The organism is Myceligenerans xiligouense (assembly GCF_003814695.1).
GTDB classification, from domain to species: domain Bacteria; phylum Actinomycetota; class Actinomycetes; order Actinomycetales; family Cellulomonadaceae; genus Myceligenerans; species Myceligenerans xiligouense.
Genome location: NZ_RKQZ01000001.1, coordinates 16,083 through 29,693, shown reverse-complemented (window position 1 = coordinate 29,693; position 13,611 = coordinate 16,083). Strand labels below are relative to the sequence as shown.

The window sequence follows — 13,611 nt, the reverse complement described above, 5'->3', positions numbered from 1 at the left end:
GTGATCGGGAACAGCCCGCGTAGTCGGTAGTGTTGGGGCATGTCCACCCCAGCGCCGGCCGGCGATCGACCCATCGGTCGACCCGACGTGCCCACGCCCCCCGGTGGGGCGCCGCTCCGGGTGGACCCGTCGCGTATCGCCACGGCGCCGGCGGCCGCGGTCCATCTTCCCGTCGTGGACGAGACGTCCGCCGGCGGGCTCGTCCTCCGGCCGACCCCGGGGTTCGCGTCCGCCTCCACCGGGTTCGACGCCGCCGTCCTCCTGCGCCGCAACCGTAGCGGCCGGATCGAGTGGTGCCTTCCGAAGGGACACCTGGAAGGGCAGGAGACGCCGGAGGAAGCGGCGATCCGCGAGATCCGCGAGGAGACCGGCATCCACGGCTCGGTCCAGGTCGACCTCGGCGTCATCGACTACTGGTTCACCGGGGAGGATCGTCGCGTGCACAAGGTGGTGCACCATTTCCTGCTGCGTGCCGACGGCGGCTCCCTCACCGTGGAGAATGACCCCGACGGTGAGGCGGAGGACGTCGTCTGGGTCGGCATGGACGACCTTCCCGACAAGCTTTCCTACCCGAACGAGCAGCGGCTGGCCGCCGTCGCCGCCGAGCGCCTGGGTTCGTCACCCGAGTTGCTCGCGGCACTGCGGTCAGGCATGTCCCACCTGGAGACACCAGACCACCCATGACGCAGCATCACGGTGCCCGACGGCGTCGCGCCCGCACCACCGCAGGAATCCTCACCGCAAGCCTCGCGCTCCTGGGTGGCTTCCTGCCCGTGAGCACCGCGTCCGGCACCGCCACGGCGAACCCCGCGTCCGGCTCGGCCACCGGGGCCGTGGCATCCACCGCCGCGAGGGCGGTCACCACCTCTCCGGCCCGAGGCACCACGTCCGCCGTCGTCGGTCACCGGGAGAACGAGACGGCCGGCCCCGTCGCGGTCGATCTCCGGTCCGTCTCCCCCACGGTGGCCCGGCCGGGCGATCCGGTGAAGGTCTCCGTCCGGATCACGAACACCACGGACCAGGCGCTCGAAGGCCTGAACGCCCGGCTCGCCGTGAACGCGGTCGCGCTCACGCAGCGCTCGACGCTGTCGGCATGGGAGTCCCTGGGACTCACCGATCGGGTCGGGGAGAGCGGACCAGCCGCGCGCGACGTCGGCCGGCTCGGCCCGGGACAGTCGACGAGCCTCCAGCTCACCTTTCCGACCGCCACCTACACGCTGCAGGGCTGGGGTCCGCGCGAGATGTCGGTCGAAGTTCGCGGCGCGTCGACCAGGGTCGGCGTGCTGCGCACGTTCCTCATGTACGACGACGGCGTCACCCGCACGGGGCAGACACCGATGCGGCTCACGGTCGCGGCCCCGGTGACCTCCGGGGTCGTCGATCCTGCTGATCTGGAGGGCGCGCGGCTCCGGCTGGCCCAGGAGGCCGCCGACGAGGGTCGACTCGACCAGATGCTCGACGTCGCGCGGACGGGCAAGGTCTCGCTGGCCGTGGATCCGAACGTGCTGGGCCTCGCGCGGTCGGCCGAGGACGACGACCTCCGGCTGTGGGGAAGCGAGTTCCTCGAGGCCACCGAGGAGACCACGACCTTCGGGCTGCCCGCCTGGGACCCGGACATCAGCGCCCTCGCCCACGCCGAGGTCGCGCGGGGGCGCATGCGCGGTTTCCTCAACACGCCGGTGATCGACGAGTGGAAGATCCCGAAGTCGTGGCACAAGGGACTGGCATGGCCGGCGAGCGGGGACGCGGACCGGGTCACGGTGGCGGCCGCCGCCTACGCGGACCGGCCGAACGTGATCCTCGCGAACGGCACCTTCGCCCCGACGACCCCCGGGGTCGCGGACAGCCGCGCGGACGTGGGCCTCAAGGACGGCACCGCACGGACGGCCGCCGCGGACCCAGCCCTGACCAACGTGTTCACCCGGGGGACGGACCTCGCGCCCGCCCAGCGCGCGGCCGAGGCGGCGGACGCCGACGACTCCGGCTCGGGCGGCAGCGCTCGGCCCGCCGCCCCCGGGCCCACGGGCGCGGTGGCGGCGCAGCGCCTGCTCGCCGAGACCTCGGCGATCGTCGCCCAGGCAGCCTCGGATCCGCCGCATGCCCTCATCGCTCTCGACCGCTCCTGGAATCCCGACGCCGGTGCCGTCGACACGATCCTGGCCGCGCTGGGCAACGCCTCCTGGGTCACGGTCGCCCCCCTGGACGACCTGTTCGCCTCCGGCACGTCCTCGGTCGACCGCACGCCGCTGGAGTACGACAAGCCGGCGAAACGGGAACTCGCCGACGGCGAGGTGGCCCGCATCGACGAGAGCCGCACCATGATCATCGACTTCTCCTCCATCGCGGACGACCCGGACGAGCTGCGCCGGAACTCCCTCTGGCGACTGGTCACCCCGTTGTCGATCGCCCACCGTGCCGATCCCGGGCAGCGACAGACGGCGGTCGACGACGGCCTCGCCTATGCGCAGACGCTGCGCGAGGCCGTCGCGGTCATCCCGCGTGAGGGGATCAACCTGATATCGGACCGCGGCGACCTGCCGATCCGGGTCCGTAACGGCCTGGATACCGCCGTCACGGTGACCGTCCTGCTGCGGCCCGAGAACCCACGCCTCACGGTGGCGCATCCCGTCAGCGGGACCATTCCCTCGGGCAAGGAGATGGACCTGCCGATCCCTGTCGAGGCGATCGGTTCCGGCGACGTCACGGTGACCGCCGACCTCCTCGCGCCGTCCGGCGTCCAGCTCGGCTCGGAGACGTCGTTCGAGGTGCGGGTTCGGGCCGGCTGGGAGGAAGTGGGCACCTGGATCGCCGCCGGGCTGGTCGGGCTGCTGTTCCTGGCAGGAATCTGGCGTACCGTACGGCGCGGGCGTTCCCCGAACCGTGCCACGGTCGAGGACGTCGAGGCGGCGACCGGCGAGTTCGAAGCCACGGCCAGATCCACGGACGCGGCCGGGCCGACGCCGGCGGGCGCCGCGCAGCGGACGGAATGACACGCCGGGGGCGGCCCCGGCACGGACGGGAGAGACCCCACATGACCTCACAGGCCACCGGCAGCCGCGGGCTGGGACGCAGTTCGCTGGTGATGGCTGCCGGTACAGCCGTGTCCCGGCTGGGCGGGCTCGTCCGGAACATGGTCATGGTCGCCATCATCGGCAGCACCGGCCTGGTCGCCGATGCCTTCGACGTCGCGAACAAGCTGCCCAACGTCCTGTTCGCGATCCTCGCGGGCGGCATGCTCAACGCCATCCTGGTGCCGCAGATCGTCCGGGCCTTCCAGGCGAGGAACGCGCAGGAGCGGCTCGACAAGCTGCTCACGCTCTCGGGTGTCGGCATCCTCGCGCTGACGGCGGTCCTCACCGGGGCGTCGTCGATCATCGTGTGGGTCTACACGGACGGCTGGACCGAGGAACAGCTCGCCCTGGGCACGATCTTCGCGTTCTGGTGCATCCCCCAGCTCTTCTTCTACGGGCTGTACACCCTGCTCGGGCAGGTGCTCAACGCACGCGAGCAGTTCGGCCCGTACATGTGGGCACCGGTGGCGAACAACATCATCTCGATCATCGGCTTCGGCCTGTTCTGGGTGATCTACGGCAGCGCGCCCGAAGGCGGCATCGACGAGCTCGGCTCGTGGGACACGCCCCGCACCATCCTGCTCGCCGGCACGGCGACCCTCGGCATCGCGTCACAGGCGCTGGTGCTTCTCGTGCCGCTGATGCGCTCGGGTTTCGTCTGGCGGTTCCGCCTCGGGTTCCGGGGAATCGGGCTGCGATCGGCCGGTTCGGTGGTCGGCTGGACGTTCGCCGCCGTCGTGCTCGAACAGCTCGGTGTCCTGTACCTGACGCGTGTCGCGTCCGGGGCGGGGGCGGAGAACGCGGTCACGGGCGAGCTCGCGAACGCGGCCGCCGGTAACGCCGCCTACACGCAGGCGCTGATGATCTACCTGCTTCCCCACTCGCTGGTCACGGTCTCCATCGCGACGGCCCTGTTCACCGGCCTGAGCAAGGCCGCCGCCAACGGCGAGACCGACACGGTGCGCTCCGACCTCTCGCTCGGACTGCGGACGGTCGGGGTGTTCACCGTCTTCGCCACCGCGGTGTTCACGGTGCTCGCCGCGCCGCTCACGGCACTGATCGTGCCGACCGCCGGCTCGGAGGGCACGGGCGCGATCGCCCCGGTGCTGGTGGCGCTGTCTCTCGGGCTGGTACCGCTGGGCGCGATGGTGCTCATGAAGTGGGTCTACTTCGCCTACGAGGACGGCCGTGGCGTGTTCTGGATCACCGTCCCGGCGACGGTGGCACTGGTGCTGGGCCTGATCGCGGCCCAGGTCTGGCTCCCGCGGGAGAACTGGGTCACCGCCGCGGGCGCCTCGTTCGCACTCGCCAACTGGGTGACCTGCGTGCTCCGCACGCGCGGCCTGCGGAAGATGCTCGACGGCCGGATGGACGGCCGCCGAGTCCTGGTGCTGCACTCCTCGGCTCTCCTGGCCGGCCTGGTCGCCGCCGGGGCGGGCTGGTCCCTGTACCAGTGGATCGGTGGCTTCGAGGCTCTCGACTTCGACGGCGGAGTCGGCGGCACGTTCCTCAGCGGCCTGTGGATCAGCGCTGTCTGCGGCCTGGCGATGCTGTTCGTGTACGTCGCGCTGCTCAAGCTGTTCCGGGTGCGCGAGCTCGACACCCTCCTCGTGCCGATCCGCCGCCGCCTCGGCCGCTGACGGACCGGTGCACGGCGGCGGGTCCCCCCGTCGTGCACAGCCTGTGGACGAACCTTGCTGGATCGAGGGATTGTCGCCTATGCCGCGTAGCATGGCGGGCAACGATCCCGCCGTCGTCGACGGCCGTCTGAGCAGCGAGGGAGGCAAGAATGGGCACGCCCGGACCCGGCGACCTTCTTGTCGACCGCTATCGCCTGGGTTCCGAGCTCCGGACCGACCTCGCGGCCGCCGTCGCGTGGGAGGCGTACGACCAGGTCCTTGGCCGCCAGGTGCGGCTGCACCTCGTGACCGGGCCGTGGGCCGCCGATGCCCTGGACTCCGCGCGGCGGGCCGCTCTCGTGACGGAACCACGGATCACCCGCGTGCTGGATGTCGGCACGGCTGACGTCGGTTCCTACGTCGTCACCGAGCCCTATCCGGGCGAGACGCTCACCGACATCGTCTCGCAGGGCCTGGTCGACGAGGCGCATGCCCGCGCGATCGCCGGCGAGGTCGCGTCCGCGCTCACCGTCGCGGGCGCCCGGGGCGTGCACCACACCGTCCTGCGGCCGGAGGCGATCCGTATCGAACGGGATCGCGTGGTGGTGACCGGCCTCGGGCTCGATGGAGGCCTCGCGAGCGGGGAGACCCTGAATCGGGCACCCGCCGCGGGGGACGCGCAGGGCGCGCTCGCGCTGCTCTACTATGCGATGACGGCACGCTGGCCCGGCATCGAGCTCGAAGCAGACTGGATCGCGAAGGACACCGTGATCCCGCTCCCCGCACGTCGGGACGACGACGGGGCGGTGCTCGCACTGTCGTCGCTCGTGCCGCATGTCGACCCGATGATCGACGGCCTGGTCAGCAGGGCGTTCGACCCTTCCGCGGAGACGAACGCACCCCGGACTCCGGACGACGTCGTCGCGGCGCTCAGGCCGTGGGGTGACGTGTCGGTACTGGCATCCCTGCCCGCGTTCGTCCAGCAAGAACCTGAAGCAAGTGAGCGGCAGGCGCCCCCGGCGCCGCCGGTCCGGAGGCCGGTCGTGACCGGCCGGATCGCCAGAGCCGAGGAGGCCTCAGCAATGTCATCCGTCCCGCCAGAGGGAGTTCCCCAGGGGTACCCGCCGTCTCACCAGCCGGTACCGCCGCCCCCGCCGGGCTATCAGCCTCAGCAGCACACCGCTCAGCAGACCGCTCAGCAGGCGGGCTACCAGCAGCCACCGCAGTACGCTCCGCAGCAGTACGCCCCCCAGCAGGGGTACGACCAGCAGTATCCGCCGCAGGGGTACGAATCGCAGTACCCGGCGCAGCAGGGGTATCCGGCCCCGGGCTACGAGCAGCAGTACTACGACCAGAACCAGGGGTTTCAGACGCAGCCCGCCCCGAAACGGGGTGGGGTCAACCCCACGCCGATCGTGCTCGGTGTCGTCGGCGTCGCCGTCATCGCGGGACTGATCTGGGCGGTCATGGCCATCATGGCGCCCCAGGGCACGACGCCGGTCGTCGGCGCCGATGCGACAGAGAGCGCCGCGGGCGAAACCGGTGACCAGGACGGCCAGGGCGGCGGCGAGAACGCTGGTGAGGGCGAGCAGTCGCAGGCGCCCCAGACGGAGGCCCGGCCGGTCATCACCGGCTCCACGCTCGTGGCGCCCGACGGGGTGCCGGTCGAGGGCGAAGAAGCGGACCACCCGGAGACCGCCGCTCTGGTGTCCGACGGCGACCCGACGACGTTCTGGTACACGCGCACCTTCTCCTCGCCCGATTTCGGCGGGATCAAGAGCGGTAGCGGCGTCGCCCTGACGCTGCAGGAGGCCGCATCCGTGTCGACGATCGAACTGTCCACGAACAGCGAGGGCGGCAACGTCCAGATCCGTGCGACCACGCCCGACGACCCTGCCGGGGGCCAGGTCGTTGCCGAGGGCCCCGTCTCGTCGAACACGACGTTCACGCTGGACGAGCCCGTGGTGGGCGAAACGTTCGTCATCTGGTTCACGTCGCTGCCGGAGTCGACGCCACTGCCCGATCTTCCTGACCTCAAGTACCGGGTCGAGCTGAACGAGGTCACGCTGAGCTGACCTGTGCTGTCTCCAGGTGAAGGGCCGTCCTCTGGGCGGCCCTTCGTCGTGTGCGGCACCGTCGCCCGGCGTCGGGCAGATCGATGCCGGGCACGACGGCGGGCGCCTCACCGCCGGCATCGCTGTATTGACAGACTTCGATATAGTGGGGTGTGCCGCGCTTCACGCGCCCGCAAGCCCGGATCCCGCCGTCGGCTGGAACACTGGAAGCCCCATCCGTGTTGACCCGGGCGAGACTCGAGGAGAAGACGTTGACCGAAGAGCAGACCATCCACGATGTGGTAATCATCGGCTCCGGCCCCGCCGGGTACACCGCCGCCGTCTACGCCGCACGTGCGGGCCTCACGCCCGTCGTGCTCGCCGGCTCGGTGACCGCCGGCGGTGCGCTCATGAACACCACCGAGGTCGAGAACTTCCCCGGATTCCCCGAGGCAGTCATGGGTCCCGACCTCATGGACAACATGCGTGCACAGGCGGAGCGCTTCGGGGCTCAGGTCGTCTGGGACGACGTGGAACAGGCCGAGCTGTCCGGAGACGTCAAGGTGCTGACCACGGGTCTCGGCGACGTATATCGCGCGCGCGCCGTCATTCTCGCGACGGGATCGGCCTACCGCGAGCTCGGCCTGCCGGACGAGAAGCGGCTGTCCGGACGAGGCGTCTCCTGGTGTGCGACGTGTGACGGCTTCTTCTTCCGCGACCAGCACATCGTCGTCGTCGGTGGCGGCGACTCGGCGATGGAGGAGGCCACCTTCCTCACCCGCTTCGCCTCGAAGGTCACGGTCGTACACCGGCGCGACGAGCTGCGCGCGTCGAAGATCATGGCCGACCGGGCACTGAACGACCCGAAGATCGAGTTCGCCTGGAACAGTGAGGTGACCGGGATCATCGGTGAGGACAAGGTCGAGTCGGTGATGCTGCGTGACACCGTGAGCGGTGAGCAGCGCGAGCTCGACGCGACCGGGTTGTTCGTCGCGATCGGTCACGAGCCCCGCACGGACCTCGTCAAGGGCCAGGTCGAGCTCGACGAGAACGGATACATCGTCGTCGAGGGCCGCTCCACGCGCACGAACCTCCCTGGCGTGTTCGCCAGCGGTGACGCCGTGGACCACACCTACCGGCAGGCCATCACGGCGGCCGGGTCAGGGTGTGCGGCCGCCCTCGACGCGCAGGCCTACATCGACACGCTGAACGACATCACCACCCCGGCCGCCTGAGCGGCCCGCCGAACCGCAAGATCCGATCACCTGAGGAGAACACGATGAGCACCGTCAAGGTCACCGACGACACCTTCAAGAGCGAGGTCCTCGAGTCCGACGTCCCTGTCCTCGTGGACTTCTGGGCCACCTGGTGCGGACCGTGCCGCATGGTCGCGCCGATCCTGGAGGAGCTCTCCGAGGAGTACGGCGGGAAGATCAAGATCGCGAAGCTCGACACCGACGAGAACCAGGCCACGGCAATGGCCTACAACGTCGTCTCGATCCCGACGCTGAACGTGTACCAGGGCGGCAAGGTCGTGAAGTCGATCGTGGGCGCCCGGCCGAAGCGTGCGCTGACCGAGGAGATCGAGAGCGTCCTCGCGTCCAGCAGCTCGCCGGGTGCTGTCTGATCCACAGGACGCTCCGCACCGAACGAGGCCCGGGTTCCGATCCATCGGATCGGAACCCGGGCTCTTCTCGTTTCAGACGTCTTTCAGGCGTCGCCGTCACTCCCGAGGCGCATGACAGAGCCGGGGTGCCGTCGTCCTTGTCCCGCCGGGGCCAGGCCTACGCGGACTCGGCGTTCTTCAGCAGGCCGGGATCGTCCGGGGACAACACACCCAGAATGCGGTTCAGGTCGCTCACGTCGGAGAACTCGATGGTCATGCGGCCCTTGTTCTTCCCGAGAGCGACCTTCACGCGCGTCTCGAACCGGTCGGAGAGCCGCGTGGCGAGTTCGTCCATCGCCTCCGTGCGAGCCCCTGCCCGCGGGAGCTTCCGCGCCGCGCTCGCCTTGTCCGAGCCGTCGGACATCATGACGAGCTCCTCGGTCGCCCGGACCGACAACCCTTCGGACACGATGCGCTGAGCGAGACGCTCGATCTCCGCGCCGTCCGTCAGCCCGAGCAGCGCTCGTGCGTGGCCGGCGCTGAGCACGCCGGCCGCGACCCGGCGCTGAACCAGCGGCGGAAGGCGAAGCAGGCGGAGCGTGTTGGAGATCTGCGGTCGGCTACGAGCGATCCTCGTGGCGAGTTCCTCGTGCGTGCAGCCGAAGTCATCAAGCAACTGTCGATAGGCGGCCGCCTCTTCCAGCGGATTGAGCGCCGCGCGGTGCAGGTTCTCCAGGAGCGCGTCCCGGAGCATGTCACCGTCCTCCGTGTCGCGGACGATGGCGGGGATCGCGTCGAGGCCGGCCGCTTGCGTGGCACGCCACCGGCGCTCACCCATGATGAGTTCGTACTGGCCCGGCTCCTGCCTGTCCGGCCGGACGACGATCGGCTGCAGGACGCCGATCTCCCTGATCGAGTCGACGAGCTCATCGAGTTCGCCGTCGTCGAAGACAGTGCGCGGCTGCCGGGAGTTCGGCCGGATCGAGGCAGGGTCCAGCTCCGCGAAGGTCGCACCCGGGACCGGGACGAGATCCCCGTCGGTTCCACGTGAAACATTCGAGTCGCCGTTCCCGAAGAACGTCGTGTCGAGCGCCGACTCTCCCGCTCCGTTCTCTCCCGAAACGGCGAGGCGGCCGCTCGCGATCGCCGAGTCCCAACTCTCCGTGCTGTGGCGACCGATACTGCGACTCCTGGTCTCCACCCCGGCGCTCGGAGCAGGCGACGCCGTTTCCTCGGAACCGGAGGACACCTTCGCCTTCTCCGCAGCGTCCTCTGCCGGCGCCGTACCTGTAGCGGGCTCGTCACCGGCGGGCCCTGCCTCACTCGCGAGACGGTCGCCCGCCGGTAGCGTCGCGACAGCCGCGGCGGCGCCCAGCGCGTCCTCTTCCCCTTCTGGTCCCGTAGGGATCAGGGCACCGAGACCTCGGCCGAGACCTCGCCTCTTCGCGCTCATCGCTTCTCCTCGTTCATGTCAGCCACCCGGCGGGCTCTCCCGACACGGGCCGCTCGTGCTGCTCCGTTCAGAACCGCGTCTCCTGCATTTGCGCGGGTCGGCGCGGGCTGGACGCACCCTGCCCTCGCTCGGCGAGCTCGCGTGCCGCTTCAAGGTACGCGAGAGCCCCGGTGGACGTCGCGTCATAGGTCATCACTGTCTGGCCGTAGCTGGGCGCCTCCGAGATCCTCACTGACCTCGGAATCGTCGTCCGGAACGTCTCCGCCGGGAAGTGTGACCGAACTTCTCCTGCGACCTGCTGCGCCAGGTTCGTCCGGCCGTCGTACATGGTCAGCAGAATCGACGAGACCCTGAGCTCCGGGTTGAGGTGCGAGCGGATCAGGTCGATGGTCTTCAGCAGTTGGCTCAGACCTTCCAGTGCGTAGTACTCGCACTGGATCGGGATGAAGACCTCCCGTCCGCCGACGAACGCGTTGACAGTCAGCAAGCCGAGGCTCGGCGGGCAGTCGACCAGGACGTAGTCCATCTGCGGCTCGCCGGCAGCTTCTCGGTCGGCAAGGAACCGGTCGATCGCCTTTCGCAGCCTCGTTTCACGTGAAACCAGAGACACCAGTTCGATCTCGGAACCCGACAGGTCGATCGTCGCAGGTACTCCCCAGAGGCTCTCGATGTTCGGGCACTGCTGGATCGTGTTCGCGAGGAGCTCGTCCTCGACGAGGATCTCGTACACCGACGGCGTGCCGGCACGATGCTCGATGCCGAGCGCTGTCGAGGCGTTCCCCTGGGGGTCGTTGTCGATCACCAGGACGTTCAGACCGGACAGCGCCAGGCCGGCGGCGAGGTTGACCGTCGTCGTGGTCTTCCCCACTCCGCCCTTCTGGTTCGCCACGGTGATGACACGGGTCTTCGACGGCCGAGGGAAGGTGCGCCCCTGCAGTTCGATACGACGACGCGCGTCTATTGCCAGTTGCGCCGCCAGGGGGGTGGATTCGTCGACGGCGGGAACCGACGCGATCAGAGCCTCTCGGCGCTCATCGTCGCCGCCGTACCCGCCGTCCGTGGACTCTGGATTCGAGGGCATCCCACCTCCGGGCGTTTCACGTGAAACGCCAGGGGCTTCGAGCCCTTGCACAAAGATCGGATCGGTCACGCTGACACTGTAATCCGTGGACGTGTCCCCGTGGCCGGACTCGCCTGAACTTTCCACAACATCACCTGAAGTACCGAACCCCGGATCTCTGCCTCCGCGCTTGCTCGATTCCTTCTGGGGAAACCTCACCGTGGTGACACCCGCCGCCTCTTCCAAGGCCGCCACCATGTTCGCCCTGTTCGCGGGGTCAGGCACGGCTTCGGCCGTCGCTCGCGGCGTGCGAGCGGAGGACATCCGCTCACTGATCTCGCTGTGGCTCGCGGAGAGCGCTTCGGCTGTCGGGATCGACCCGCTCCCGGCACCGACCTTCGCAACATCTGCTTCGCCAGCTTCTCGCGAGCTGCCGTCGGAAGAACTGGCGGAGGCGAACGTCGGCGATCCCGACAGACTCTCCGGCGAACCTCGGCCCGACGTCTCCGACACCGGAACCGGAGCCTGCCGCCAGGAGTCACCCTCCCGAGCGGCTTCGCCTCCCCCGCCGCCAGCCCCTCCGCCAGCATCCGGCTCTCGGTCCGCGGCCCCACCAGGCCCTCGGCCCGCGGGTTCCGTGCCGCCGCTCGCCGGGAGTCCCCCGACCGGTTCCGCCATGGCGGCCACCTGGAGATCCCGGGCAGCCCCGGCGGAGGCTTCATCTCCCGTGCTACTCCCATCCGGCGCCTCGACCGTTTCACGTGAAACAACACTGGGTTCCTCGCCGTGGAGGCTCAACGCAACGACAATCGGTGCAGCGGCCTCGTCAGGTCGACCGTCACCCGCGTCCGTAGCGACCTCGGCACGTACGGCGGGAGCCTCGTCGGCCGACACACCCCTCGATGACTCCGACTCCGCTGACGGTCCCACGCCCTCGGACCTCTCCGCACTCTCGGCCGGCATTGCGCTTCCTGGCATCGCAGAGTCGCTGCTCCCCACTGTCTTGGTTCGATCTCCTCGAACGACCTCGTGATCGCCCCCAACTCCCGACAACTGACTGGCGCCGGGACTCTCGGTCGCCGACCGACGTCCAGGAGCCCCTCCCACAGGCGACAGCACGGGGGCGTGCTCAACACCCCGCCGACCGAACCTTCTCTTCAGCCATCCCCAGAGTGAGAGCACATTGCTCACGCTAAGCAGGCATGGCTCCTTCGCGCCGACGAAACGCCGGTGCACGGGAAGGCCGATAACACCACTCGACGTTCTTCACGTCGAACGTTCGCACGCCGTGGCGTCGCACCTGTTTCACGTGAAACAGCCCGCCTACTTCCGCCGGGCGACCCGAACCACCGTCGTCGCCTCCACCCCGTCCACCGTCTCGCCCGGCAGGACCTCTGGCTCCCCCGCCCCGAACTTCCGCAGCACCTTCCGTGCACCGTCGAACTCGTCCCGGACGTTCCGACCTTTCAACAGGATCAGCTCCCCGCCCACCCGCACGAGCGGCATCGAAACCCGCACCAGCTTCGACAGTGCGCCCACTGCCCGTGAGGTCACGGCGTCCACCTCGAACGCTCCGTCAAACTCCTCCGCGCGACCGCGCTTCACCACCACGTTCGACAGACCGAGCTCCTCCACCACCTCCGTCAGCCACGTGGTGCGTCGTTCCATCGGCTCCACCAGGAAGACTTCGGTGTCCGGCCGCATGATCGCGACTACCACGCCCGGCAGACCGGCTCCTGACCCCACGTCCACCACCGAGCCGGCGCCGGCCAGATATGGGACCACGGCCGCGGAGTTCAGGATGTGCCGCTCCCACAGCCGAGGCACTTCACGGGGCCCGATCAGTCCACGCAGCTCTCCCTGATCCATGAGCATCTGCGCATATCCGCGCACCGTCTCGTAATGCTCGCCGAAGTACTGTCGGACCGTGTCGCTCCTGCCGAGCGTCTCCGCGTCAAGCACCTGATCGTCCATGTTCTCCACGCCCTCAGTCTCCATCACTCGTCGCCGTCGTGTGTCCGCGCGCGGCCGTCGTCGTCTCCGAACCCATCACCCGACCGAGATGGCTGAGGGCCGGTGCGCATCTGCGCACCGGCCCTCAGCCATCTCGTAGCCCTCTCGTTGTGCCGGGCTTCCGACTACTCCGCCACGCCCGCCGTCTCCGCCGGCGTGTCGACCGCCGCAGCACCCCTCTGCGTCTCGTCGGAACCACCGGGCTGCTCCGTGCTCCCGGTGGCGGGGTGGATCACCACGTATCGATGCGGCTCCTCACCCTCGGAGTCACTGATGAGCCCAGCCGCGGCCACGACGTCGTGCACGACCTTCCGCTCGAACGCGTTCAGCGGCTCCAGCGCCATCCGTTGCCCGGTCTCCCTCACCTGCGCGACCGCAGACTCGCCGAGCTTCGTCAGCTCAGCGCGCCGCGCCGCACGAAAACCGGCGACGTCGAGCATCAGCCGGGAGCGTTCGCCCGTCTTCACCTGGACCGCGAGCCGGGTCAGTTCCTGGAGGGCATCGAGGATCTCGCCGTCCCTCCCGACAAGCCGGTCCAGCTCGTCGCCACCGTCCTCGGACAGCACCTCCACGGCAGCTCGGCCGAAGCGGATGTCCAGATCGATGTCGCCGTCGAGGTCGACGATGTCGAGCAGCTCCTCGAGGTAGTCGGCCGCGATCTCGCCTTCTTCCTCGAGGCGGGCCGTACGGTCGGTCTCCGACGCACCGGCTGTGGACTCGCTCATCGCGCTCCTC

Annotated in this window: 10 protein-coding genes; 6 read left to right on the top strand and 4 right to left on the bottom strand. The window is 69.5% G+C overall.

The genetic code is table 11. From position 1 onward, the window contains the following. Window positions 1–39 precede the first annotated feature (39 nt). From EDD34_RS00120 to trxA, 6 genes are all read left to right on the top strand, one after another. A complete protein-coding gene (locus tag EDD34_RS00120; protein WP_123812775.1) occupies window positions 40–684 on the top strand; it encodes an NUDIX hydrolase in 645 nt (214 codons plus the stop codon). After that, a complete protein-coding gene (locus EDD34_RS00115) occupies window positions 681–2,990 on the top strand; it encodes a DUF6049 family protein (protein WP_123812774.1) in 2,310 nt (769 codons plus the stop codon). The genes EDD34_RS00120 and EDD34_RS00115 overlap by 4 nt, the downstream gene beginning before the upstream one ends. 41 nt (window positions 2,991–3,031) lie before the next feature. Then, window positions 3,032–4,711, top strand: coding sequence for a murein biosynthesis integral membrane protein MurJ (gene murJ / locus EDD34_RS00110; RefSeq protein ID WP_123812773.1), 1,680 nt, complete (start codon window positions 3,032–3,034; stop codon window positions 4,709–4,711). Between the two features lie 149 nt (window positions 4,712–4,860). Next, window positions 4,861–6,765: a protein kinase family protein gene (locus tag EDD34_RS00105; protein WP_123812772.1), complete on the top strand. Its 1,905-nt coding sequence runs from the start codon at window positions 4,861–4,863 to the stop codon at window positions 6,763–6,765. Window positions 6,766–7,016: 251 nt separating this feature from the next. Then, complete coding sequence (gene trxB, locus EDD34_RS00100) at window positions 7,017–7,979, top strand: thioredoxin-disulfide reductase (protein WP_123812771.1); 963 nt, start codon at window positions 7,017–7,019, stop codon at window positions 7,977–7,979. Window positions 7,980–8,023: 44 nt separating this feature from the next. Further along, window positions 8,024–8,371 (top strand): thioredoxin, encoded by a 348-nt coding sequence (gene trxA / locus EDD34_RS00095; RefSeq protein ID WP_123812770.1) that lies wholly within the window; start codon window positions 8,024–8,026, stop codon window positions 8,369–8,371. Window positions 8,372–8,528: 157 nt separating this feature from the next. Here trxA and EDD34_RS00090 read toward each other — a convergent pair whose 3' ends face one another. From EDD34_RS00090 to EDD34_RS00075, 4 genes are all read right to left on the bottom strand, one after another. Further along, window positions 8,529–9,803, bottom strand: a complete 1,275-nt coding sequence (locus EDD34_RS00090) for a ParB/RepB/Spo0J family partition protein (RefSeq protein ID WP_123812769.1) — start codon at window positions 9,801–9,803, stop codon at window positions 8,529–8,531. 67 nt (window positions 9,804–9,870) lie between these two features. Beyond that, entirely contained in the window at window positions 9,871–10,953 is a 1,083-nt protein-coding gene (locus tag EDD34_RS00085) for a ParA family protein (RefSeq protein WP_281277731.1), read from the bottom strand. A 1,233-nt stretch (window positions 10,954–12,186) separates the two neighbouring features. Beyond that, entirely contained in the window at window positions 12,187–12,837 is a 651-nt protein-coding gene (rsmG, locus tag EDD34_RS00080; protein WP_123816214.1) for a 16S rRNA (guanine(527)-N(7))-methyltransferase RsmG, read from the bottom strand. Between the two features lie 164 nt (window positions 12,838–13,001). Further along, the gene (locus EDD34_RS00075; RefSeq protein WP_123812768.1) at window positions 13,002–13,601 is read right to left on the bottom strand and encodes a Jag family protein; all 600 of its coding nucleotides are present in this window, start codon (window positions 13,599–13,601) and stop codon (window positions 13,002–13,004) included. Window positions 13,602–13,611: the final 10 nt, after the last annotated feature.